Genomic DNA, 24,903 nt, shown 5'->3' with positions numbered 1-24,903 from the left:
CCGACAGGGTCAGTTAGAGTAATCTCGCGCACCGAAGATCGCGGTGCCCACGCGCACGATCGTCGCGCCTTCCAGTACGGCGGCTTCGAGGTCGCTCGACATGCCCATCGAGAGCGTATCGAGTTCGAGCCCGTCATTGCGCAGACGCTCGAACAGCTCGCGCAGTTGCCGATGCGGCACACGTTGCTCGTCGATACTGCCGGCCGGTTCCGGGATCGCCATCAGGCCACGCAGATTCAGCTTCGGCAGCGCGGCGATTTCCTGCGCGACTTCCACGGCCTCGGGAATGCTCACGCCGCTTTTCGACGCTTCGCCACTAATGTTGACCTGCAGGCATACGTTCAACGGCGGCAGGTTGTCCGGGCGTTGCTCCGACAGCCGCTGCGCGATCTTCAACCGGTCGACCGAATGCACCCAGTCGAAATGCTCGGCGACCGGCCGCGTTTTGTTCGATTGCAATGGTCCGATGAAATGCCATTCGAGCGATTCACGCAGATCGGCCAGCGCTTCGATCTTGGTGATGGATTCCTGCACGTAGTTCTCACCGAACGCGCGTTGGCCGGCTGTGTAGGCGGCGCGCACGTCTTCGGCGGGAAACGTCTTCGAGACCGCGAGCAAGGTGATTGACCGCGCGTCGCGGCCGGCCACGTGCGCGGCGAGGGCGATGCGCTGCTGCACCGCTTCGAGGTTGTGAATCAGATCGGGCATGGAACGGAACCGGAAGTCCTGCGAAAGGCGATGTATCGAATTATACGGACGCAGTTGTCTTACGACGTGCGGCCTGCGGCCAGGGCGGAGGCGATGAGCCGTGACGTGTTGCAAGCCACATGCGGGACTTATGTCCGAAACGATCGCCTCAAGCCGACAGCATGTGCTCGACCAGTTCGATCCAGTGCGCGACCGGCGTGGACGTGCCGCTTTGCAGATGCGCGATGCAGCCGACATTCGCCGACACGATCACCTGCGGCTCCTGCGCCTGCAGCCGTTCGAGCTTCTGATCGCGCAGCGCGTAAGAGAGCTTCGGCTGCGTCAGCGAATAAGTGCCGGCCGAGCCGCAGCAGAGATGACTGTCCGCGGGCAGGCGCACTTCGACGCCGAGCGCCGCCAGCAGATGTTCGACCTTGCCGCGTATCTGCTGACCATGCTGCAACGTGCAGGGCGGATGGAACGCCACCGTATGGATCGCGCGGCGGCGCGTCACGGCGACGAGCGCCTCTTCGAATTCCGGCAGGATCTCCGCGACGTCGCGCGTCAATTCGGTCACTCGGCGCGCCTTCTCCGCATACGCGGGATCGTTGCGCAACAGATGCGCATACTCCTTGACCGTCGCGCCGCAGCCGGACGCGTTCATCACGATCGCTTCCACACCCTGTTCGATATACGGCCACCACGCGTCGATGTTGGCACGCAGGTCGTCGAGCGCTTCGTCGTTGTAGCCCAGATGCAGACGGATCGCGCCGCAGCAGCCGGCCTCGGGCGCGATCAACGTTTCGACGCCGAGCGCGTCGAGCACCCGCGCGGTCGCGACGTTGACGTTCGGCATCATCGACGGTTGCACGCAGCCGGCGAGCATCAGCATCTTGCGGGGATGTTTCGCGGTCGGCCATTCGAGCGGACGCTGCCGCGCCGGTACCTTGTCGCGCAGTTTCTTCGGCAGGAGCGGGCGGACGTGCTGACCGAGGCGCATGGTCGGCGTGAACAACGCGCTGTTCGGCAGGAAGCTCGCGAGTAACCGGCGCATGAGCCGCTGACCCGGCGGACGCGTGACCTTTTCCTCGGTGATCTTGCGGCCGATTTCCACCAGCCGGCCGTATTGCACGCCGGATGGGCAGGTGGTCTCGCAGTTGCGGCAAGTGAGGCAGCGGTCGAGGTGAACTTGCGTGCTGCGCGTGACCGCGGCGCCTTCCACCATCTGCTTGATCAGATAGATGCGCCCGCGCGGGCCGTCGAGTTCGTCGCCCAGTATCTGATAGGTCGGGCAGGTCGCCGTGCAGAAGCCGCAATGCACGCAATTGCGCAGGATGGCGTCGGCTTCGTCACCATCGGGCGTGTTGCGAATGAAGTCCGCGAGGTTGGTTTGCATCGCGTCGCTCAGAAGTCGGGGTAGAGGCGGCCGCGATTGAAGATGCGGGCCGGGTCGAAGGCGGCTTTCAGGCCGCGATGGATTTTCATCAGCGGCGCGGGCAGCGGCGTGAACACGCCGGCGCTGCGGTCGTAGCCGTGGCCCGTGCGGAACATGGTGGCGTGCCCGCCGGCCTGCTTGGCGCTGATGCGCACGGTTTGCGCGTCGGTGTCGGTGATCCACCAGCGCTGGCCGCCGCCCCATTCCATTAATTGCGCGCCGGGCAGTTGCAGCGGTTCGGTGATCGACGGCAGCGCGAGGCGCCACAGTGCGGCCTTGGGCGGAATCGCCGCAAAGAACGAGTCGGTCTGTTCGCGCAGGCCTGCCCAGAAGCGGTCCGCCTCGACGGCATCGACGACTTCGCCGCCGAGCGCGAGGCGTGCCGCTTTGACCGCGGCTTCCGCGCCGGCCATCCGCACGGCAAGCGTGCCGTGACGCCACGCGCTAGCCGTGATCGGCAGTGGCCGGCCGCCCCATTCGTTGAGCTTGCGGACCGCGTCGGTGCCGTTCATATCGAATTTGAGGGTGGTTTCGGCCTGCGGCAGCGGCAGCACTTTGACCGACAGTTCGAGGATCAGTCCCAAGGTGCCGAGCGAGCCTGCCATCAAACGGGAGACGTCATAACCGGCGACGTTCTTCACCACCTGGCCGCCGAAATGCAACGTCTGACCCTGGCCGTTCATGATGACGGCGCCGAGCACGAAGTCGCGCGCGGCACCGGCAGAAGGGCGGCGCGGACCGGCGATGCCCGCCGCGATGCAGCCGCCGAAGGTAGCCTGCGGCCCGAAGTGCGGAGGCTCGAAGGCGAGCATCTGATCGTGTTCGGCGAGCGCGGCTTCGATCTCCAGCAGGGGCGTGCCCGCGCGCGCCGTGATGACCAGTTCGGCCGGATCGTAGGCGATGATGCCGCGATAAGCGCGCGTGTCGAGGATGTCACCTTCCAGCGTCTGACCGTACCAGTCTTTGGTGCCCCCGCCACGGATACGCAATGTGCGCCCTTCGGCGCTGGCCGAACCCACGCGTTCAGACCAAACGGCGACGATGTCGTCCTCTTCCATGGTGCCCTGCTTCGTTGTGTTTCGGTTGATTGTACCGGGCGGGGGCCCGCTGGCAACCCGGAGCGGACCCGCATCGGGTAATCAGGTGGGAGTGGGGAAGCAGGCGCGGCGCGGAATATGCGCGTTACGTCGACGGTGCGGAAAGGCCGGGCCAACCGAGGGTGGAGCGGGCGTGGGGGCTCCCGCTATGTGGGCGAGTTGTGGCGGCATGGCGGTCGTGCCGGCAGCGCCCCCGCGTGAGGCGCCCGTGCGGGCAACCCCGCAGGCGCCTTAAAACCGCGGGAGGTCCGGATGCGGCAACAAGCCCCCGCGCACATGCATCTTGCCGTACTCGGCGCAGCGTGCTCGCGTGGGAATGCCTTTGTCGGGGTTGAGCAAACCGGGCGCGTCGAAGGCGCGCTTGACCGCGTGAAACGCGTCGCGCTCTTCGGGCGAGAACTGCACGCACATCGAATTGATTTTCTCGATGCCGACGCCATGCTCGCCTGTCACCGTGCCGCCCAGTTCGACGCACGTTTCGAGAATGTCGGAACCGAAGGCCTCAGCCCGGTGCCACTCATCCATATCGTTGCCGTTGAACAGAATCAGCGGATGCATGTTGCCGTCGCCCGCGTGGAATACGTTGATGCAGCGCAGGCCGTATTTCTTCTCCATGACTTCGATGCGCGCGAGCAGCGGCCCGATACTGCGGCGCGGCACGGTGCCGTCCATGCAGTAGTAGTCGGGTGAAATGCGGCCGGCGGCCGGAAACGCATTCTTGCGCCCGGACCAGAAGCGCAGCCGTTCGCTTTCGGAGCGCGAAATCTGGATGCGGGTTGCGCCCTGTTCGCGCAGTACAGCGGTCATGCGCACGATTTCGTCGGCGACTTCTTCAGGCGTACCGTCCGATTCACACAGCAGGATTGCTGCCGCGTCGAGGTCGTAGCCCGCGTTGACGAACTCTTCGACGGCGCGCGTGGCCGGTTTGTCCATCATCTCCAGACCGGCCGGAATGATGCCCGCTGCAATGATGCCGGCAACCGCCTCGCCGCCTTTCACGACGTCGTCGAAACTGGCCATGATGACCTGCGCCGTTTGCGGTTTCGGGATCAGCTTGACGGTGACTTCGGTGACGATCGCGAACATGCCTTCGCTGCCGATCAGTACAGCGAGCAGATCGAGCCCCGGCGCGTCGGGCGCGAGCGAACCGAATTCGACGATTTCGCCTTCCATGGTCACCGCGCGCACGCGCAGCACGTTGTGTACGGTGAGGCCGTACTTGAGACAGTGCACGCCGCCGGAATTCTCCGACACGTTGCCGCCGATCGTGCAGGCGATCTGCGACGACGGATCCGGTGCGTAGTAAAGGCCGTACGGCGCGGCGGCTTCGGAAATCGACAGGTTGCGCACGCCCGGCTGTACCGTCGCGGTTCGCGCGTACGAGTCGACTTCGACGATCTTCCGGAAGCGCGCGAGCGACACCACCACGCCGTGACGAATCGGCATTGCTCCGCCGGACAAACCCGTGCCGGCGCCGCGCGGCACAATCGGCACGTCGAGCCGGTGGCAGATCTGCACGATGCGCTGCACCTGCGATTCCGTTTCCGGCAACGCGACGGCGAGCGGCAACCGCCGATAGGCGGCGAGGCCGTCGCACTCGTAGGCGACCGTGTCTTCTTCGCGATACAGCAGACAATGCGTAGGCAGCACGGCCATCAGCGCCTGCACGACTTCGCGCTGGCGCTGGGCGAGAACTTCGGCCGTCAGTTCAGCGGGGGCATTCATGTGAGTTGTCTCCTGGTGCCTTTTACTCTGCGCGCCCGTTCGAGTCGGATTGCGCGGCAGCGGCTTTTGCCACTGCCGCTGCCGCAACTAAGCTAAGCGTTGATGACGCCTCAAGCTGCCCAGGAAAAGATCTTGCCCGGGTTCATCAGATTGCGCGGATCGAGCGCATGTTTGATGGAGCGCATCGTATCGACGGCGACTTCACCGTGTTCCTCGAGCAGGAAGTTCATCTTGTGCAGGCCGACGCCGTGCTCGCCTGTGCAGGTGCCGTCCATGCGCAGCGCGCGTTGCACGATGCGATGATTCAGGCGCTCGGCTTCGGCGAGCTCTTCCGGCTTGTTCGGATCGATCAGGATCGCGACGTGGAAGTTGCCGTCGCCGACATGGCCGACGATCGGGCAGGGCAGCGGAGATTCCTTCAAATCCTGCTCCGTTTCCACCACGCATTCCGCCAGGCGCGAGATCGGCACGCACACATCGGTCGTGACGGCGCGGCAACCGGGCTTCAACTGCAGCATCGCGAAATAGGCGTTGTGGCGCGCGTTCCACAGACGGCTGCGGTCTTCCGGCCGCGTCGCCCATTCGAAACCTTCGCCGGCATTCTGCGCGGCGATTTCCTGCACCAGTTCGGCTTGCTCTTTCACACCGGCTTCGGTGCCATGGAACTCGAAGAAGAGCGTGGGCGCCTCGCGCAACGTCAGATTCGAATGACGGTTGATCGAGCGGATTGCGAGCGAGTCGACGAATTCGACGCGTGCGATCGGCACGCCGATCTGGATCGTTTCGATGACCGCTCGCACTGCATCGCCCATTGACGGGAACGTGCAGACCGCAGCCGAGACCGCCTCCGGTTGCGGATACAGGCGCAGGGTGATTTCGGTAATCACGCCAAGCGTGCCTTCCGAGCCGACGAACAGACGCGTGAGGTCATAGCCCGCCGATGATTTGCGCGCGCGCGTGCCGGTCCTGGTCACGCGGCCGTCGGCGAGAACCACGGTGAGGCCGAGCACGTTCTCGCGCATCGTGCCGTAGCGCACGGCGTTGGTGCCCGAGGCGCGCGTGGCCGACATGCCGCCGATGCTCGCGTCAGCACCCGGGTCGATCGGGAAAAACAGGCCGGTGTCGCGTAGCGCTTCGTTCACCTGCTTGCGCGAGATGCCAGGCTCGACGGTGACGGTGAGGTCTTCGGCGTTGATCGATAAAACACGGTTCATTTCCGACAGATCGATCGACACGCCGCCTTGCACCGCCAGCAGATGCCCTTCGAGCGACGACCCGGTGCCGTAGGGGATGATCGGCACGTCGTATTGGCCGCACAGCTTGACGATGGTTTGCACGTCTTCCGTATTGCGCGCGAATACGACGGCGTCGGGCAGTTGGGGATCGAACGGCGATTCGTCGCGGCCATGGTGAGCGCGCACAGCCTCGGCCGTGGATACGCGTTCGCCGAAAGCGGCTTTGAGCGCGGTCAGCAACTCGGCGGGAAACGGTCGGCGCAGCGGGGCCGGCGGCACGGGATGGTTCACGCATGTCTCCTGATATTGGGGCGGAACTGTTCTACAGCTTATGCTCCATTTTACGCCGATCGCTTGCGGGCCGGCGTCGAGGCCGACCGTCGCTCCTATAATGACGGCGACCTCACGATGCGCGCAATATGGATAAACGCGGTGGCATCGGGTGGATTCGCCGGATGGAGTTGCCGGCGCCACGCGACGCGTCGTCACTGAATGAAAATGCATGGGAGACATCATGGGCAACCGCTTGAGCAAGATCGCCACCCGTACGGGCGATGACGGCACCACCGGTCTCGGCGACGGCCGCCGCGTGCGCAAAGACAGTGCGCGCATTGCCGCAATCGGCGACGTCGACGAACTCAATTCGAACCTGGGTGTGTTGCTTTGCGAAACGCTGCCCGACAAGGTGCGGGCGGCGCTCGTCGCGATTCAGCACGACCTGTTCGACCTGGGCGGCGAACTCTGCATCCCCGGTCATACGATGATTACCGACACGCACCTCGGCCAGATCGACGACTGGCTGGCCGACTACAACGCGACCCTGCCGCCATTGAAGGAATTCATCTTGCCGGGCGGCTCTCGCGCGGCCGCGCTTGCGCACGTGTGCCGTACGGTATGTCGGCGCGCCGAACGGTCGATCGTCGCGCTGGGTGAGAGCGAGACGATCAACCCGGCGCCGCGCCAGTATGTGAACCGGCTATCCGACCTGTTGTTCGTGCTGGCGCGCGTGCTCAATCGCGCGGACGGCGGCAGCGACGTGTTGTGGCAGCACGAGCGAAACGCGGGCTAGAACCGCTCTGCAGGCCGCTTTGAGCCCTGTGACAATTTGTCTGGGGTGAAATTTCTCCTTAAAAATGTATTCTAAATGAATCTTTAAGGAGAAGTAGCCATGACCGCTCTTACCGCCGACCAGATCGCCCGCGTCAAAGCCACCGTTCCGGTGCTCGCCGTGCACGGCACGACCATCACCAAGCACTTCTACAAGCGCATGTTCGCGCAGCATCCTGAGTTGAAGAACGTGTTCAACCAGACTCACCAGAAGAGCGGCAGTCAGCCGGAAACGCTCGCGAAGGCGGTGTATGCGTATGCGGCCAATATCGATAATCTCGGCGCGCTGGGCCCGACAGTCTCGCGCATCGCCCAAAAGCACGTGAGTCTGAATATCCGGCCGGAACAGTATCCGATCGTGGGACGCCACCTGCTAGGCGCGATTGCCGATGTGCTCGGCGACGCAGTCGATCAGGAGACGCTCGGCGCGTGGGAAGCCGCGTATGGGCAACTCGCCGATATCTTCGTCGGTGCGGAGGCAAAGCTCTACGAAGGCGCGGCGTGGAGCGGCTTCCGGCCGTTCAAGGTCGCGCGCAAGGAAGTGGAGAGCGATGAGATCACATCGTTCTATTTGACGTCGGCAGACGGCTCGCCGGCTTGCGGTTTCGAACCAGGCCAGTATCTGAGCGTGAAGCGCTTTGTAGATGAACTAGGCGTCGATCAGCCGCGGCAATACAGCTTGTCGGATGCGCCGAACGGCAAATGGCTGCGTATTTCGGTGAAGCGTGAGGCCGGCTGCGAAGACACGGCGCCCGGCCACGTGTCGAACCTGCTGCACGATGGTGTGGAAGTGGGCACGGTGGTCCATGTGAGCGCGCCAATGGGCGACTTCAAGCTTGACCGCAAGAAGATGACGCCTGTGGTGCTGATGAGCGGCGGCGTGGGTGTGACGCCGATGACCTCGATGTTGTCCACGTTGCTCGCCGATCAGAGCGAGCGCAGCGTGACCTTCGTGCATGCCTGCCGCAATGGCCGCGTGCACGCGTTCCGGCAGTGGCTGAACGATACGGTTGCAGCGCATCCCAATGTCACGCGCGCGGTCTTCTACGAAGCGATTGAAGCGAGCGATCGTCTCGGCGCCGACTACGACTTCGAAGGCCGACTCGATGTGGCGAAAATCACCCACAAGCTGATCGTGCCCGATGCGGATTACTACATCTGCGGACCGTTGCCGTTCATGCGTGCTCAGTGCGAGGCGTTGGTCACGCTCGGGGTGGATGCGGGGCGGATTCACACCGAGGTGTTCGGTTCAGGCGTAGTTCAGTAATCGGTAAATCAGTAGATTGACAACGCAGGAGCGCATGGCGAGCCGCGTGTCAAAGCACGCGAAAAGCGGGGGAGGCGCGCCATGCGCCTCAACCCACCGCCAACGTGACCGGCTTGCCGATCCGGCTCATCATTTCGACCAGCGTATCGATGGTGAACTTGGTGGTCTTCTTGTTAACCACGTCGGATATGCGCGGACGCGACACCATCAGAATTTCGGCTGCCTCGGCCTGTTTCAGGTGATGCTGTTCGATCCAGCTGGACAACTCGGTCATTAACTGTTCCTTGAGCAGCCGCGTGTCGTTGATCTGTTTCTGCGACGCGGCATGCAGGCGCTTCGCTTCCTCGGCAGAAAAGCCGAGTTCGAGGAACAGGTTTGCACCGGGCTTGGTTACGTGACGGATTTTTGTGTCGATCGTCATTTGTTAAGTTTTCCTATCATTGATGATGGCGCGGTACCGCGCCTCGGCAATCTTTCTGTCGTGCGGTCCTAGCTTCTGCGTTTTCTTCTGGAAGCAATGCAGCACATACAACGCTTCCACGAACTTGGTGATATACATCACGCGGTAAATGCCGTCAGCTTCCCTGATGCGAATCTCCCGCGTTCCGGCGCCGACCGAATCAAACGGTTTCCAGTCGTCCGGGTCCAGTCCTGCCTGAATCTTGCCAAGCTGAAATCCTGCCCGACGACGCGGCTCTTCGGGAAAGGCGAGTAAATCGTGATAGCTGGAGCCCATCCAGCGAATTTCTTTTTCCTGCTCCATAGCCGCCTTTGATGTACAAAATTTTATACGCAACACCCAACCTGGTCAAGTCGTATTCGACCCGGCAACGAGTTGTTACGGTACAGAGGCGGCTCACAGAGCACCATTCGTCCGTTCGGCTAAAAAAAAACCGGCTCGGTGAGCCGGGTTTCCGTTGAAGCTGCTACAGCGATCTCGCGGATGCGCGTCGTGGCTGTTAATTGCCGCTGCCGCGTGCTACGCGCCGTTGCTTGACCGCTTCGGCGAGACCTTCCAGCACGGCGATGCTTTCGTCCCAGCCAATGCACGCGTCGGTGATGCTCTGGCCGTACGTCAGCGCGCAGCCTTCCTGCAGATCCTGACGGCCCGCCACCAGATGCGATTCCACCATCACGCCGACAATCCGTTCGTCACCCGAAGCAATCTGACGGCCAATGTCCGCGCACACCGGAATCTGGTTCTCGTGGTTCTTTGAGCTGTTCGCGTGGCTCGCGTCGATCATCAGGCGCGCAGCGAGACCGGCCTTGCCGATATCGGCGCACGCGGCGTTGACGCTGTCCGCATCGTAGTTCGGTGCCTTGCCGCCGCGCAGGATGATGTGGCAGTCCTCATTGCCGGCGGTTGAAACGATCGCCGAGTGGCCGCCTTTCGTGACGGACAGGAAATGGTGCGGCTGCGAGGCGGCCTTGATCGCGTCGACGGCGATCTTCACGTTGCCGTCCGTGCCGTTCTTGAAGCCGACCGGGCACGACAGTCCCGATGCCAGTTCGCGGTGCACTTGCGATTCGGTCGTCCGCGCACCGATCGCGCCCCACGAGATCAGATCGGCGATGTACTGCGGGCTGATCATGTCGAGGTACTCGGTGCCGGCCGGCAGGCCGAGTTCGTTGATGCGCAACAGCAGTTCGCGCGCAGTGCGCAGACCGTCATTGATCTTGAAGCTGTTGTCCATGTGCGGGTCATTGATGAGACCCTTCCAGCCCACCGTCGTGCGCGGCTTTTCGAAGTACACGCGCATCACGATTTCGAGCTCGCCGGCGAAGCGCTTGCGCTGCTCGATCAGACGCCCGGCGTATTCCATCGCCGCCTTCGTATCGTGAATCGAGCACGGTCCGATGATGACGATCAGACGGTCTTCCATGCCGTGCAGGATGCGATGCATGGCAGTGCGCGAGTTGTAGATCACGTCGGACACCGTTTCGTCGCAGGCGAATTCGCGGATCAGGTGAGCGGGCGGCGTGAGTTCTTTTAATTCGCGGATGCGGACATCGTCGGTATTGTGCGGGGGCATGGTTGTTCTCCTGAATCGGTTCGTAGCGTGTTCGCACGGGCAACGAAGGCTGCGATCAGACAACGATCAGGCAGCGATGCCAGGGCGGACAACAATCAAAAAGGTTTCAACGACAAAAGTTTTAAAGGGTTGAGGCGAAAAAAAACCGCCAGGCTAGCTGGCGGTTTTCGTGAATTCCTGGTGTCTTGCGTGCACTAACACCCCTCTCGATCCGCCAGCGGTCTGAGATGCCAAAAAAAGTAAAAATAAAACTTGGCGGACATGGCGAAATAGGTCGCTGGTCAAAAAGGGTGAGTGACTTTATAACCCGTGCAGGCTCAGCTGACAAGCTGTGGGGTGTAAAAATGCGGTAAATCCGCATACTTCGAGCATTGTATGCACGAAGTATGCGTTTTCATCAAAATCAGGCGGTGCCGCCGACCGTCATCCGGTCGATCCGCAGTGTCGGCTGGCCGACGCCCACCGGCACGCTCTGGCCTTCCTTGCCGCACACGCCCACGCCCGAATCGAGCTTCATGTCGTTGCCGATCATGCTGACGTACTTGAGCGATTCCGGGCCGCTGCCAATCAGCGTCGCGCCCTTGACCGGGTAGGTGACTTTACCGTTTTCGATCATGTACGCCTCGGAAGCCGAGAACACGAACTTGCCGTTCGTAATGTCGACCTGGCCGCCGCCGAAGTTCACCGCGTACAAGCCGTTCTTCACGGATTCGATGATTTCCTGCGGGTCTTTGTCGCCGTTGAGCATGTAGGTGTTGGTCATGCGCGGCATCGGCAGGGCGGCGTACGATTCGCGGCGCGCGTTGCCTGTTACCGGCATCTTCATCAGGCGCGCGTTCAGCGTGTCCTGAATGTAGCCCTTCAGGATGCCGTCTTCGATCAGCGTCGTGCACTGGGTCGGATTGCCTTCGTCGTCGATGTTCAGCGAGCCGCGGCGATTCGGCAACGTGCCGTCATCGACCACCGTGACGCCCTTCGCGGCGACTTGCTCGCCGATTCGGCCTGCGAACGCCGACGAACCCTTGCGGTTGAAATCGCCTTCGAGACCGTGGCCGATCGCTTCGTGCAGCAGCACGCCGGGCCAGCCCGGTCCAAGCACGACGGTCATCGCGCCGGCGGGAGCCGGGCGGGCGTCGAGGTTCACCAGCGCCGCATGCACGGCGTCGTCGACATAGCTCGACAGCACGTCATCAGTGAAGTAGCCGTAGTCGAAGCGGCCGCCACCGCCGCCGCTGCCGATTTCACGGCGCCCGTTCTGTTCGGCGATCACCGTGACCGACACCCGCACCAGCGGACGGATGTCGGCTGCAAAGCCGCCGTCGCTGCGCGCCACCAGCACCACGTCGTATTCGCCGGCGAGGCCTGCCATCACCTGCTGGATACGCGGATCGCGGCCACGCGCCATCTGTTCGACGCGCTCGAGCAGCTTGACCTTGGCGGTCGCGTCGAGCGAATGCAGCGGGTCGGATGGCAGGTACAGATCGCGCCCGGCGATGCCGGTCAGCGACGAGGCCACCTTGATCTTCTGCTTGCCGCCGCCGGCCTTGGCGATCGCCCGCGTGGCGATGGCCGCCTGACGGATCGCTTCGGGCGACAGGTCGTCCGAATACGCGAACGCCGTGCGGTCGCCCGACACGGCGCGCACGCCGACGCCCTGGTCGATGCTGAAGCTGCCCGATTTCACGATGCCTTCTTCGAGACTCCACGCTTCGCTGCGGGTCGCCTGGAAATACAGGTCCGCGTAATCGATGCGATGCGTGAAGATTTCGGCGAGCGTGCGGGTGAGCAGGGATTCGTCGAGACCGTAGGGCGTCAGGAGGATGTCCTTGGCGGTGGCGAGATTACGGATACCGGGTTCGATGATATTCATGCGAAGTATGTTCTGCTCGATACGAAGAATTCGGTTAGCGCCACGATCACCAGATGAGTGACAAGCGCCGCACTTTCAATGTCAGGAAACAAATCAGCAACTCAACACGCGGTGACGCCAGGCGGGCAGACTTCGCCGCACTTCGTCGATGCGCGCACGCTCGAGATTGCCGGCCGCCACACCGGCGCCTTCGTCGCGCACCGCGACGATTTCGCCCCACGGGTCGATCAGCATGCTGTGGCCCCATGTCCGGCGGCCGTTTTCATGTTTGCCGCCTTGCGCGGCAGCCAGCACGTAACACTGGTTTTCGACCGCGCGGGCGCGCAGCAACATTTCCCAATGCGCGCGGCCGGTGGTGTAAGTGAACGCCGACGGAACCACGATCAGCGCGCAGTCGCCCATGCGCCGGTACAGCTCAGGAAAGCGCAAATCGTAGCAGACCGACAGGCCGACCCGGCCGAACGGCGCCTCGAAGGTGCGGACTTCGCCACCGGGGCAGATGGTGCGTGCCTCGTCGAACGATTCTTCGCCCTTTTCGAAGTTGAACAGGTGGATCTTGTCGTAGCGCGCGGCCTCATTGCCTTGCGGATCGAACACCAGCGTGGTGTTCAGCACGCGCGACGCCTGCGGCACGGTCAACGGCAATGTGCCGCCGATCACCCAAACCTTGTGACGGCGCGCGGCATCGGCGAGAAAGCGCTGGATCGGACCGTCCCGGTAGGGCTCGCGCACGGCGAGCTTGTCGGTGTCCTTGAAGCCCATAAAGCAGAAATATTCAGGCAACAGGACCAGTTGCGCGCCGTCGGCGGCAGCTTCGGCGATCAGGCGCTCCGCTTCGGCGAGATTGCGCTCGCGATCCGGCGTGCTCACCATTTGCAGCGCGGCGACACGGAACGTGCTTTCGGAAAACCCGCTGGACGACGCGGCGGACGAAGATGAAGAGACGTGTGTTTCGCTCATGAGCGTTTCGAAAAACTCCCGGCAAGACGGCGGCGCGAACCGTTTGCGCCGCAAACGTCGTTCAAGGCTGGCTGGGGCCTGGAGTGCGGCACGGCGCTCTTCTGATCAAACAGAGGATCGGATCGAGCTCAGGGCGCTTCCACGGTCGAAGCCGGAGCGTCCATCTTACCGCGATCGCTCTTCACCCGCTCGATGTGCGGTTTCGACCACGCACCGGTGATCGCGTATTCCCGCGCGAACGCGTGGGAGACCGATTTGGTGAACGCGAGATCGGCCACCAGCGCGCCGAGACCGAGCAGTGGATTGATCACGGTCGCGGCGATCACGGCGGCGCCGGCGCTGACGGTCGGCACGATCGCCACATGCAGATCCTGAGTTTCCTGCGCCAGATCCACCGAGCCCTTCATTTCAGCGCGGGCCGGTGCCGTCACCATCTCGAAGTTCTCGGTGCGGCCGATGCCGTTATGGATCTGGGCGGTGCCCGTGACGTGTTCGAACGGCAGGCCTTCGCCGATCACGTCGCGGAAATTGAGCGTGGCGAAGCGCGCGAGGCTTTGCAGGCTGAGCACGCCCAGCAGCTTGGCGACGCCCGGGTCGACCTTGAGAATCTGTCCATGGCGCAAATCGACGGCCAGATTGCCGTTGAGCGTGGGATAGTCGACCGCGGTCGGGCCGCCACGCCACACCACCTTGCCCGACAGCGTGCCGCTGCCGGCCTTGAGCGTGCGCGGCTGGCCGAAGCGCTCCAGCAGCGCGCCGGCGTCCTTGATGTCGAGCTTGAAATCGAACACGGTACGGCGCGGCGTGGTTTCGTCGGCGGTGTTGCCAAGACCTGTCGACGTGCGCCAGTTCGCGGTGGCGGTCAGCGTAGCGGCGGGGTTGCTGACGTCGAGTTTGTCGAGTTGCCAGACTGGCACGCCGTCTTCCTCGAAGTTGTGCGCGTCGACTTCGAGCCGGCCTATGTTGCGATCGCGCACGATCAGTTCATTGACCACCAGATCGATCGACGGCATGTTCTGCGCCGGCGCCGACATGGCCTGGCCGAGCAGATCTTTGTCCGTGGCCGACGGAATCACCACACGGGCAAAGCGCGCCTGCAGCGTGCCCGGCGATTCCTTGTTGGCGCCCGGCAGCCACGAAACGTGGCCTGACACCTGGTTCGACGCGATGTTCGCCTGCCATTTGCCGTCTGCATGCGATGCACCCACGATCACGCTGTCCCAGTGGCGCTTGAGCATCGTCAGGGTGCCAATGTGCACCGCGAAGCGGTTCGGCAGGAATTGCGCGAAGGCGGGATTGGGCGCGGCGGCTGCGGCGGGCGCCGGGGCATCCTTGCTGCGCATCTGGGTGACGAGCGCGCGCCAGGCGTCGGCGTCGAACGCTTCGACGTCGACGGCGGCGATTACGCCTTCGGACGGCAAGTCGGCGGCCCTGTTGACGCCGATGGCGCCCAGCACGACCGTCGGCGGTGCTTTCGGCTTGTAGCGCAGCAGATAGGTCGCCGCAATCGGGCCGAAAGTCAGGTCAGCGCGCTCCAGGCCGGACTCGTTCGCTGTCGCTGACGGACTGAGCGCGAAGTGCAGTGGCATCGGCGTGCCGACCGGTTTGTTGAAGGGCGCGGGGAAGTCGAGCGCGAGGCCGGTCAGATCGGAGTTCGCCGTCACTTCCGGCAGCCTTCCCTTGGCGCCACGGACGTTCAGCGCGTAGGGCGCACTGCCGCTCATGCGCGTGAGCACTTGTGCGGCCGGACCATGCAGATTGAGACCGCGGGCGGCATCGACGGCGATGTGGCCGCCGAGGTCGAGCGCATACGTGCCGTCCTGCTTCAGGCCGCCCTTCGCGTGCACGTCGCCGCCAAGGAACTGGCCCGAGAGCCGGTCGACCTGCGCCGTGTGTTCGGTGAAACGCACGTTGCCGTTCAGTTGCGACAGCGGCGGCACGTTTTCGACAGTCAAACGGTTGTTCTGGAAGCCGACCGCGCCCTCCACGCCGATATGCGGCATGGGTGTGCGCGGCACCGTCAGTTTGAGCGCCAGCGACGCGGACCCTTCGGCGCGGACTTTCTCGGTCGCATGTTTGGCCATGATGCCGAGCGAGCTTTCGTTGACGTAGTCGAGCATGTCGGCAAGCGGCCCACGGCCCTTGCCGTCGATGACGAGGCTCGACGCCTTGGTGCCCAGGTCGTCGATCTTGCCGTTCACCCGGGTCAGCGCGACCTGCTTGTAACGCGCGCGGTCGATATCGAAACGCAGCACGTTCTGCTTGAGTTCGAACACGCCGTCGATGCCGTCGAGCGGCGGCCATACGTTCGGCGTGCCGTTCTTCATCTTGCGCGGCGGGTACGGCGAGGGGTCGAACTTGCCACCCTTGAACGGCGCGACGATGTGGAAGATCCCGGCGTCCGGGGCGCGGGAGTAAGGGAATTTGGTCAGATCGCCGTGTATTTCGATCGTCGCGCCGTGCGACATGCCGGCTTGCAGCCCGTGGCCCAGATAGATGCGCAGCTTCTCGCTGACGCTGGTCGGCAGATAGCGGGCAATGCGTGTGACCTGCGCGCGCTGGAAGTCGGCTTTCAGGTCGAGCGAACCGCGCCCGTGCCCGGGGTTGCTGTAATCGGCGGTGGCGGTGGCCGTGGCGTCGGGGTTCGAGACGCCGAAGTCGGCCAGCTTGACGGTGAAGGCGGGGTGGTTCTCGCCCGGCGCCTTCGGTGTGATGGTCCAATCGGCGCGGCCATGCAAACGGTCGAGCTTCAGGCGCGGGTCGTCGAACACACCCGGCAGTGTAATCGCGACGTTGGAGGTGTCGAGCGTCGCCGTGCCGTGGTTTTCGTCGGCGTCGACATTGCCCCACAGGTTCTCGATGCCGGGTATGCCTGCGCGCGGGTGATTCATCGGGGTGAGTCCCGGCGGCGGTTCCTGGGCGGCGACGCTAATGCCTTGCAGATCGCCCTTGAAACGATAGTGCTCGATCGGCTCGGCGCCACTCGGCCGGCGGTCGCTGCCTGCTTCGCCCGACTCCGGTTTGCCGCGCTCGACCTCGATCAGATAGTTCGCCACCAGCCCGCGTGGATTGAAGCGCACGAGATTGTTCAGCAGGCGCTGTGGCAAAGGCAGCGTGCGGCTGAATTCGGCGAGGATGCCCAGGTCGACGCGGTCGCCGCTGACGCTGACGAGTTGCCCATGCTGCTGCGAAGCGGTGCGGTAGCGGCCGTTCAGCGTGGAAAACGCGAGGGTGCGGGTGAGCGGCGTGCCGTCGTCGAGCGGCGGCTGGCCGAGTTCGGCGTGCAAGTTGTTCAGTTGCAGCTTGTAGTCGCCCTGGTCGGCCTCGACGCGCCACGCGAAATTGGCGACCGGCACGAGCAGCCTGGGCTGCGTCGGGCGCACCCGCATCGAGACATCCATGCCGGCCAGTTGGCCGCCCGCGGATTTCATATGGCCATCGGCAAAGTCGGCCCAGATCGCATTGTCGATGCGGCCGGCGAATATCTCGATCGGGAAATTGACGTAGTCCGCGAGGGTCGGCAGATCGACCGGACCGGTCGACATGTAGACCTCGCCGGTCCAGTTGACCGGCTTGCCGATCGCGGAGAGCGGCGCGTGTTTGAAATGCGTGCGGAAATCGAGCGGGCCGTGGAGGACGTGGCCGTCGGCGGGCGCTTGCAGCGCGAGCCGGTGATCGTAGGCTTCGTTGAGAATCGCGATGCGGATGTCGCGCAGGGCGAGTTCAGGCGCGGCGCGCTGCGCATCGCGCCAGCGCAGCACGCCGCCGCGCACTACGATCGCCTGTTGCCGCAATAGCCACGTGGACAGAGTGTCGTTGCCGCTGTGCCGGGTCGGCACCGGGACACCTGCCACGGAAATCACGCCGTCGCTGCTGCGCGAAACCAGCACGTCGGGCTGATCGACGATCAGGCTGGAAAGGGCGGGATGGAACTGCCAGAGCGACTTCCACGAGAGCGTGGCGGTGGCGTGCGGAATGGTCAGCGCTGCGTGGCCATCATGGTCGCGGATGACGAGATCGGTGACGTCGAGGCCCGGCTGAAAGCCGCTCCAATGCGGCGCCAGCTTGCCGATGGTGAACTGCGTGTGCAGTTTGTCGGAGACGGTGGCTTCGATGCGCGGCCGGAACGAATCGACGCGCGGCAGCACCACATAACGCAAGCCGAGAAAGAGCCCCGTCGCAATGAAGTAGAGGACGAGTGCGAGCGCCAGCACCACGTGGAAGGTCCGACGCAGCACGATGTGGTCGCTTCCGCTCACTGGCCGGACCTGTCCGGCTTCGTGCGGCTCGGCGGATTCGTTTCGCTCGGACATGCTGCGGCGGGTGGACGTATGGTAGTTTTGCGAATTAACGACGAAATGTAACACACGGGAAAGCGACGGCAGGACTTCCTGCAAACCCTTTCTGCATGCCGCCTCGCGTCCTGCGCGAGACCGCCTGACCCCTGTGATACAGCGAACTGAACAACGCTAATAAAGCAACGAGCGAGCCAGCCCCTTGATGACCGACGCCACTCTCCTGAGTTCCAGCTATTCACATTACGCGGCGCGCGCCGCAGCGGCGCGTCCGCCACTCGTGGCGCATGTGAAAGCGCTCGCGGCCGCGCCGCTCACGCGTGAGCGCATCGACGCGCGCCTTGACGCGCTGTGCGTGGAGGCTGGCGGCGCGGCGGCCGGTCCGTTGAGTGAGGATGCACTTAAACGGGCCTTGCGCCAGTTGCGCACCGAGGTGTTTTGCGCCGTGATGGAGCGCGATCTGACTAGCGAGGCGGATGTCGCCGAAGTCACCGGCGCGATGACCGATCTGGCGGAGACGACGATTCAGCGGGCCTTGACGGTGCTCTCGGCGGAACTCGAAGCGCTATACGGCGAGCCGCGCGGACCGCAGGGCGAGCGGCTCGCGCTCGGCGTGGTCGGGATGGGCAAGCTGGGTGGGCGTGAGTTGAATGTGTCGTCGGACATCGACCTGATCTTCGTCTACGAGGAAGACGGCGAGACCGCGGGCGGTCAGCGTTCGCCAATCGCGACACAGGATTTTTTCACTCGCCTGGGTAAGCGCCTGATCGGCGCATTGGCGGAGGTGACCGCCGACGGTTACGTGTTCCGGGTCGATATGCGTTTGCGGCCGAACGGCGATTCGGGACCGCTCGTGTGCAGCCTCGGCATGCTCGAAGAGTATTTTTACGTGCAGGGCCGCGAGTGGGAACGCTATGCGTGGATCAAAGGGCGCGTGGTGTCCGAGGGGACGAGCGACGCTGCGCAGCGGCTGCAGAAGCAGCTTGACGCGATCGTCACGCCGTTTGTCTATCGCCGTTATCTCGACTTCGGCGTGATCAGCGCGATTCGCGCGCTGCATTTGCAGATTCGCCAGGAGGCGCAGCGGCGCGCCTCGATGCGGCCCGACAAGGCCGACGACATCAAGCTGGGCCGCGGCGGCATCCGCGAAATCGAATTCAGCGCGCAGGTGTTTCAGCTGATTCGCGGCGGCCAGGATGCCGGGTTCCGGGTGCGTCCGACGCTCGCCGTTTTGCGGCACGCCGCCACCCACGGGCTGATCGATACCTCGGTCTGCGTGAAGCTTTCACAGGCGTACCGCTTCTTGCGCGAACTCGAACACCGTCTGCAATACCGCAACGATGCGCAAACTCACGCGATGCCGGTCGACCCCGAGGAACGCGGCGCGCTCGCGCACGCGATGGGTTGCGACGACTATGCCGCGCTGATGCTCAAGCTCGACGCGCACCGCGAGTTCGTCGAACAGCAGTTCGACCAGATTTTCGCCGACAAGGTGAGCGGCCGCGACGGCTGCGGCGCACCGGAAGACGGCGCGGCGGCGTGGGTGTGGAGCAGCGCGCTCGCCGACGACAGCGCTGGCGAAGCGCTAGAGGCGCGGCTGATCGAACTGGGTGTGCCCGAGCCGGGCGAACTGCTGGCGCGGTTGCGCGCGATCTGGCAGTCGTCGCGTTACGCGGGGCTCGCCGAGCGCAGCCGTCAACGTTTCGACATCGTCGCGCAGCGCGCGCTGGAAGCCGCGCGCACCTTGGAACCGCCCGAACGGCGCGGCGATACGGTGGCGCGGTTCTTCGACCTGCTCGAAGCCGTGAGCCGGCGCGGCGCGTATCTGGCGCTGCTGACCGAATATCCGCAAGCGCTGCATCGGGTGCTGTCGGTGCTGGGTGGTTCGCGCTGGGCCGCCGGCTATCTGATTCGCCACCCGCAATTGCTCGACGAACTCCTCGACGACGAGGCGATGGACAGTCCGTTCGACTGGCCTGAATTCAAGCGCACATTGCGCTTGCGTCTGGCCGCGGCGGATGGCGTCGAGCAACAGATGGATCTGCTGCGCCACGCGCACCAGGCCGAGGTGTTCCGCATCCTGCTGATCGATCTGGCCGGCAGGCTGAGTGTCGAGCATGTGAGCGACCGCCTGTCCGAGCTCGCCGACGCCGTGCTCGACGTCACGCTCGAAGCGGTCTGGAAGCAACTGGCCAAACGCCACCGCGAGGTGCCGAAGTTTGCGGTGATCGCCTACGGCAAGCTGGGCGGCAAGGAACTGGGTTACGCGTCCGACCTCGACGTGATCTTCCTCTACGACGATCCCGACGATGCCGCCGCCGACGTCTACGCCACGTACACCCGCCGCCTCATCACCTGGCTGACGACGGCGACCGGCGCGGGCACCTTGTTCGATGTCGACTTGCGGCTGCGGCCGAACGGCGAGTCGGGCCTGCTCGTTACCGATCTGGACGCGTTCCGCCGCTATCAACTGCGCGAAGGCGATGCGGCGAATACCGCGTGGGTGTGGGAGCACCAGGCGTTGAGCCGCGCGCGCTACTGCGCGGGCGACGCCGGAATCGGCGCGAAATTCGAGGAGATCCGCGAGCAGGTGCTGACCACGCCGCGCGAGGCCGCGCCGCTTGCGAAGGAAATCGTCGAAATGCGTGAGCGTGTCGAAGCGGGGCATCCGAACCAGACGGCGCTGTTCGACCTGAAGCACGACCGCGGCGGGATGGTCGATATCGAATTCACGGTGCAGTACTGGGTCCTGCTGCATGCGGCGAGCGATCCTGAACTGATCCGCAATACCGGCAATATCGCGTTGCTGCGTGAAGTGTCGCGCTTCGGCTTGATGAGCGAGGCGGAAGCGGAGACGGTCGGCGCGGCCTACCGGACTTACCGGAAGTTGCAGCACAAGCTGCGTTTGGACGGCATGGAGAAGGCGCGCGTCGATCCGGCGTTGGTGGCCGCCGAGCGTGAGGCGGTGCTGGCGCTTTGGAAGCGGGTGTTCGGCTGATGCGGTAAGGCGCGCTCGCTCGGTTAGGGCGCGGGCTATTGTGATTTGCTGCCCGAGTTTTTTTGCGAAGCGGCCCGCGCGGCGGAGCGGACCCGCGCCGCGTAGTGCTTAAGCCGCCAGCATTTCCTTCGCGTGCTTGCGGGTGGTCGCGGTGATTTCCAGGCCGCCGAGCATGCGCGCAACTTCTTCGACGCGGCTCGCTTTATCGAGCGAAGTCACGCTGCTGACCGTGCCGCCCTTGCCGTTGCCCGCTTTTGCCACCTGAAAATGATGGTCGCCGCGTGCGGCCACTTGCGGCAAGTGCGTGACGCACAGCACCTGACGCGCTTGTCCGAGTTGATGCAGCAAACGTCCGACCACTTCGGCGACGCCCCCGCCGATGCCCGTATCGACTTCGTCGAAGATCAGGGTAGGCGTCGGGCTTGCGGCGCTGGCAATGACAGCCAGCGCGAGACTGATCCGCGCCAGTTCCCCGCCTGAGGCGACCTTCGCAAGCGGCCGCAGCGGCACGCCGGCATGTCCGGCGACGCGGAATTCGACCTGCTCGAGCCCATGCGCGCCGCCTTCCGGCAACGGCACGAGTGCCACTTCGAAGCTGCCGCCTTTCATCGACAGTTCCTGCATGCCGGTGGTGACAGCCACGCCCAGAGCCTTACCGGCCTTGGCGCGCGCCTTCGACAATTTTTTCGCTTCGGTAAGGAAGGCTTCTTTAGCCTTGGCTTCGGCCGCGTGCAGGCTGTCGAGGTCGGCTGCTGCGTCGAGCGCCGCAAGTTGCGCGCGGCGCGTTTCGTGTTCTTCAGGCAGCGTTTCCGGCCGCAAGCGGAATTTGCGCGCGGCCGAGTGCAGCGCGTCGAGACGCTTTTCGACCTGGGCCAGCCGGTCCGGATCGAGGTCGAGCTTCTGCGCATAGTGGCTGAGTGAATAAGCCGCTTCCTGCAACTGGATCTCGGCCGGTTCCAGTGCTGCCAGCACGTCGTTCAAGGCAGGATCGATCTCTGCCAGGTCACGCACCTTCGATACGATCGAGGCCAGCTGCGTGATCATCGCCTCGTCCGATTCGGACAGCGCGCCGAGCGCCCCTTGCACGCCGTCGATCAGATTGGCCGAATGCGACAGCCGCCGGTGCTCGGCGTTGACTTCTTCCCACTCGCCGGGTTGCGGTGCGAGCTTATCCAGTTCGGTGAGCTGCCAGGCAAGGCGCTCGCGTTCGAGTTGCAGCTCACGGTCGCGCGTCTGCGCGTGCTCGACGGCCTGGACTTTCTCGCGCCACGTGCGCCAGGCCCGGGTCACGGTTGCGGCGGTGTCGGTCAGGCCGGCATGGGTGTCGAACAGTTCGCGTTGTGCGTCCGGGCGCATCAGTAGCTGGTGCGCATGCTGCCCGTGAATATCCACCAGCATCTCGCCGACTTCGCGCAACTGCGCGAGCGTCGCCGCGGTGCCGTTGATGAAGGCCCGCGAGCGGCCGTTCGCATCCACCACGCGCCGCAGCATCACGGTGCTTCCGTGATGGCCGTCGTCGGTGGTCGTGCCGAGCGCCTGCTCGTCGAGCCAGTGCTCGACTTGCGCGTGCGCCTCGAACTCGGCCGTGATGTCCGCGCGGCTCTCGCCGGTGCGCACCACGCTCGCATCGGTGCGGGCGCCGAGCGCGAGGGCCAGCGCGTCGATCAGGATCGACTTGCCGGCCCCTGTTTCGCCGGAGAAAACGGAAAAGCCGCTGTCGAATTCGAGATCGAGCGCGGCGACGATGACGAAGTCGCGTATCGAGAGGTGGCGAAGCATGGAGGTCGTCTGATGAGCGTGATGTTCAGGGTTCGGCAGCGGCGGCGTTCGCGTTCCAGTGTTCCGGCGGTCCGGGGTTCCGGTCGCTCAAGGCCTGGTGTCTTCTTCGTGCGACGGGTATTCGTTCCAGTGCAGCTTTTTGCGCAGCGTTGCGAAGTGGCTGTAGCCGACCGGATGCAGCATCGGTACCGTATGACGCGAGCGGCGCACTTCGATCGTGTCGCCCAGTTCCAGCGAGGTGAACGACTGCATGTCGAAATTGACGTTCACTTCGCGGCCCGAGACGATCTGGATGCTCACCTTCGAGTCGTCCGGCAGCACGATCGGGCGGTTCGACAGCGCATGCGGCGCGATCGGCACCAGCACGATGCCTTGCAATTGCGGATGCAGGATCGGCCCTTGCGACGACAGCGCGTACGCGGTCGAGCCGGTAGGCGTGGCGACGATCAGGCCGTCCGAGCGCTGGTTGTACATGAAGCGCCCGTCCACGGACACATGCAGTTCCGCCATCCCCGAGAAACCGCTACGGTTGACCACGACGTCGTTGAAGGCCAGCGCGTGATAGATCGGATTGCCGCCGCGCATGATGCGCGCTTCGAGCAACGTGCGCTCTTCGCGCTCGAAGTTGCCGGCGAGCATTTGCGGCACGATCTCGCGCATGTCGGAGATCGGAATGTCGGTAATGAAGCCGAGCCGCCCGTGGTTGATACCGATCAGCGGCGTGCGGTAGGGCGCAAGCTGGCGGCCAATGCCGAGCATCGTACCGTCGCCGCCTAGCACCACGGCGACGTCGGCGCGCGCACCGATCTCGGCGGGACGCAGCGCCGGGTAGTCGGTGACGCCGATTTCGGCGGCGGTGTCGGCTTCGAACACGACGTCGAAGCCGCGCTTCGCGATGCACGAGGCGAGCGCGGTCAGCGGCTCGCCGATGCCCGGCGTATTGTTGCGCCCGACGAGCGCGACGGTCTTGAACTGGCTGGTCACTTGCATGCCGGCATTACACCATAGGTAGGGCCTGAAAAGAACCGTGGACAGACACGGTAGCGGGCCGGCGCACGCGGGCTGCCAGCGCATTGCGCGATTATCGTTAGAATGGTGAAGCCTTGATGACATGTGCGCCGGTTGTCGTGCGGCGGCGCGGCGCCAGCGGACTTGCCAGAAGAGTGGGCGGCGAGGCGCAGGGCTCGGAGCTGGACAAAGTGCCGGCAAACACGCTGGACAGCGCGGCAGGCGAAGCACCGCACCGAATTCCAGGCACCGCGTTGCCGAGAGGCAGCGCGATCGTGAGTGATTAGCGCCATTAGCGCTCGCTGTAGTCGTGTCATTGAGCTAAAATTTTCCGTCATGCTAGATCCTCGCGCACAAACCCTCCTCAAAACGCTGATCGAGCGCTACATCGCCGAAGGTCAGCCGGTCGGCTCGCGCACGTTGTCACGCTATTCCGGCCTCGAACTGAGCCCGGCAACGATCCGCAACGTGATGTCCGATCTCGAGGATCTGGGACTCGTGATCAGTCCGCATACTTCCGCGGGCCGCATTCCGACGCCGCGCGGCTACCGGCTGTTCGTCGATACCATGCTGACGGTGGAATCCGCCGCGGACGAAGAGGCGGTGACGCGTACCGTCAAGACTACGCTGCAGGCGGGCGAACCGCAGAAAATCGTCGCCGCGGCGGCCAGCGTGCTGTCCAACCTGTCGCAGTTCGCGGGCGTGGTGCTGACACCGCGGCGCAGTCACGTGTTCAAGCAGATCGAATTCATGCGCCTGTCTGACAAGCGCATCCTGCTGATCATCGTGACACCCGAAGGCGACGTGCAGAACCGCATCATGGCGACCCAACGCGACTTTTCGCCGTCGCAGCTGGTGGAGGCCTCCAATTACATCAACGCGCACTTCGCGGGTCTCTCGTTCGACGACGTGCGCCGCCGCTTGCGCGAAGAAATCGACGAACTGCGCGGCGACATGACCACGCTGATGCACGCGGCGGTCACGGCCAGCACGGATGAATCCGACACTGGCGAGACCGTGCTGATCTCCGGCGAGCGCAATCTCCTTGAAGTCGCCGACCTTTCGTCGGACATGGCGCGCTTGCGCAAGCTGTTCGATGTGTTCGATCAAAAGACCAGTCTCCTTCAGTTGCTCGACGTATCGAGTCACGCGGCGGGCGTGCAGATTTTCATTGGCGGCGAGTCGAATCTCGTGCCGATCGAGGAAATGAGCGTCGTGACCGCGCCGTACGAGGTAAACGGCAAGATCGTCGGCACGCTCGGCGTGATCGGGCCGACCCGCATGGCCTACAACCGCGTGATTCCGATTGTGGATATCACCGCGCGGCTGCTTTCCCTGACCCTCAGCCAGCAGTAACCCCAGCGGTCACGGCTTGCTGCGGGTCCTGATGCTGCAAATGATGCGCGA

The 24,903-nt window shown here is 64.1% G+C and carries 17 protein-coding genes; 4 read left to right on the top strand and 13 right to left on the bottom strand.

The window, feature by feature from the left end:
* Positions 1-9 precede the first annotated feature (9 nt).
* The 5 genes from ACAX43_RS11670 to ACAX43_RS11650 all read right to left on the bottom strand — a co-directional run bounded on the left by ACAX43_RS11670 (position 10) and on the right by ACAX43_RS11650 (position 6,470).
* On the bottom strand, positions 10-708 hold the full coding sequence (locus ACAX43_RS11670) for a YggS family pyridoxal phosphate-dependent enzyme (RefSeq protein WP_370708549.1): 699 nt from the start codon (positions 706-708) through the stop codon (positions 10-12).
* A gap of 148 nt (positions 709-856) precedes the next feature.
* Positions 857-2,083, bottom strand: coding sequence for a glycolate oxidase subunit GlcF (gene glcF / locus ACAX43_RS11665; RefSeq protein WP_370708548.1), 1,227 nt, complete (start codon positions 2,081-2,083; stop codon positions 857-859).
* An 8-nt stretch (positions 2,084-2,091) separates the two neighbouring features.
* On the bottom strand, positions 2,092-3,180 hold the full coding sequence (glcE, locus tag ACAX43_RS11660; protein ID WP_370708547.1) for a glycolate oxidase subunit GlcE: 1,089 nt from the start codon (positions 3,178-3,180) through the stop codon (positions 2,092-2,094).
* Between the two features lie 270 nt (positions 3,181-3,450).
* On the bottom strand, positions 3,451-4,944 hold the full coding sequence (locus ACAX43_RS11655) for an FAD-linked oxidase C-terminal domain-containing protein (RefSeq protein WP_370708546.1): 1,494 nt from the start codon (positions 4,942-4,944) through the stop codon (positions 3,451-3,453).
* Positions 4,945-5,054: 110 nt separating this feature from the next.
* Positions 5,055-6,470, bottom strand: coding sequence for an FAD-linked oxidase C-terminal domain-containing protein (locus ACAX43_RS11650; protein ID WP_370708545.1), 1,416 nt, complete (start codon positions 6,468-6,470; stop codon positions 5,055-5,057).
* Positions 6,471-6,693: 223 nt separating this feature from the next.
* Here ACAX43_RS11650 and ACAX43_RS11645 point away from each other — a divergent pair, with 223 nt between their 5' ends.
* The gene (locus tag ACAX43_RS11645; RefSeq protein ID WP_370708848.1) at positions 6,694-7,248 is read left to right on the top strand and encodes a cob(I)yrinic acid a,c-diamide adenosyltransferase; all 555 of its coding nucleotides are present in this window, start codon (positions 6,694-6,696) and stop codon (positions 7,246-7,248) included.
* 99 nt (positions 7,249-7,347) lie between these two features.
* On the top strand, positions 7,348-8,553 hold the full coding sequence (gene hmpA / locus ACAX43_RS11640) for an NO-inducible flavohemoprotein (protein ID WP_370708544.1): 1,206 nt from the start codon (positions 7,348-7,350) through the stop codon (positions 8,551-8,553).
* 88 nt (positions 8,554-8,641) lie between these two features.
* Here hmpA and ACAX43_RS11635 read toward each other — a convergent pair whose 3' ends face one another.
* The 6 genes from ACAX43_RS11635 to ACAX43_RS11610 form a co-directional block, all read right to left on the bottom strand.
* A complete protein-coding gene (locus ACAX43_RS11635) occupies positions 8,642-8,974 on the bottom strand; it encodes a helix-turn-helix domain-containing protein (protein ID WP_370708543.1) in 333 nt (110 codons plus the stop codon).
* 3 nt (positions 8,975-8,977) lie between these two features.
* Positions 8,978-9,316, bottom strand: a complete 339-nt coding sequence (locus tag ACAX43_RS11630; RefSeq protein WP_370708542.1) for a type II toxin-antitoxin system RelE/ParE family toxin — start codon at positions 9,314-9,316, stop codon at positions 8,978-8,980.
* Between the two features lie 196 nt (positions 9,317-9,512).
* On the bottom strand, positions 9,513-10,586 hold the full coding sequence (aroG, locus tag ACAX43_RS11625) for a 3-deoxy-7-phosphoheptulonate synthase AroG (RefSeq protein ID WP_370708541.1): 1,074 nt from the start codon (positions 10,584-10,586) through the stop codon (positions 9,513-9,515).
* 403 nt (positions 10,587-10,989) lie between these two features.
* Positions 10,990-12,456 (bottom strand): metalloprotease TldD, encoded by a 1,467-nt coding sequence (tldD, locus tag ACAX43_RS11620; protein WP_370708540.1) that lies wholly within the window; start codon positions 12,454-12,456, stop codon positions 10,990-10,992.
* Positions 12,457-12,549: 93 nt separating this feature from the next.
* A complete protein-coding gene (locus tag ACAX43_RS11615) occupies positions 12,550-13,416 on the bottom strand; it encodes a carbon-nitrogen hydrolase family protein (RefSeq protein WP_370708539.1) in 867 nt (288 codons plus the stop codon).
* Between the two features lie 128 nt (positions 13,417-13,544).
* Positions 13,545-17,729: a YhdP family protein gene (locus ACAX43_RS11610; RefSeq protein WP_370708538.1), complete on the bottom strand. Its 4,185-nt coding sequence runs from the start codon at positions 17,727-17,729 to the stop codon at positions 13,545-13,547.
* Positions 17,730-17,916: 187 nt separating this feature from the next.
* Here ACAX43_RS11610 and glnE point away from each other — a divergent pair, with 187 nt between their 5' ends.
* Complete coding sequence (glnE, locus tag ACAX43_RS11605) at positions 17,917-20,709, top strand: bifunctional [glutamate--ammonia ligase]-adenylyl-L-tyrosine phosphorylase/[glutamate--ammonia-ligase] adenylyltransferase (RefSeq protein ID WP_370708537.1); 2,793 nt, start codon at positions 17,917-17,919, stop codon at positions 20,707-20,709.
* A gap of 108 nt (positions 20,710-20,817) precedes the next feature.
* Here the strand turns inward: glnE and recN are convergent, their stop codons facing one another.
* Positions 20,818-22,488, bottom strand: a complete 1,671-nt coding sequence (gene recN / locus ACAX43_RS11600) for a DNA repair protein RecN (RefSeq protein ID WP_370708536.1) — start codon at positions 22,486-22,488, stop codon at positions 20,818-20,820.
* Positions 22,489-22,575: 87 nt separating this feature from the next.
* On the bottom strand, positions 22,576-23,478 hold the full coding sequence (locus ACAX43_RS11595) for an NAD kinase (RefSeq protein ID WP_370708535.1): 903 nt from the start codon (positions 23,476-23,478) through the stop codon (positions 22,576-22,578).
* Positions 23,479-23,832: 354 nt separating this feature from the next.
* Here ACAX43_RS11595 and hrcA point away from each other — a divergent pair, with 354 nt between their 5' ends.
* A complete protein-coding gene (gene hrcA / locus ACAX43_RS11590; RefSeq protein WP_106284494.1) occupies positions 23,833-24,852 on the top strand; it encodes a heat-inducible transcriptional repressor HrcA in 1,020 nt (339 codons plus the stop codon).
* The last annotated feature ends 51 nt before the right edge of the window (positions 24,853-24,903 follow it).

This window comes from Paraburkholderia sp. IW21 (assembly GCF_041321145.1).
GTDB lineage: Bacteria > Pseudomonadota > Gammaproteobacteria > Burkholderiales > Burkholderiaceae > Paraburkholderia.
The sequence above is the reverse complement of the archived record's forward strand: the minus strand, read 5'-3'. Positions and strand labels throughout refer to the sequence as shown.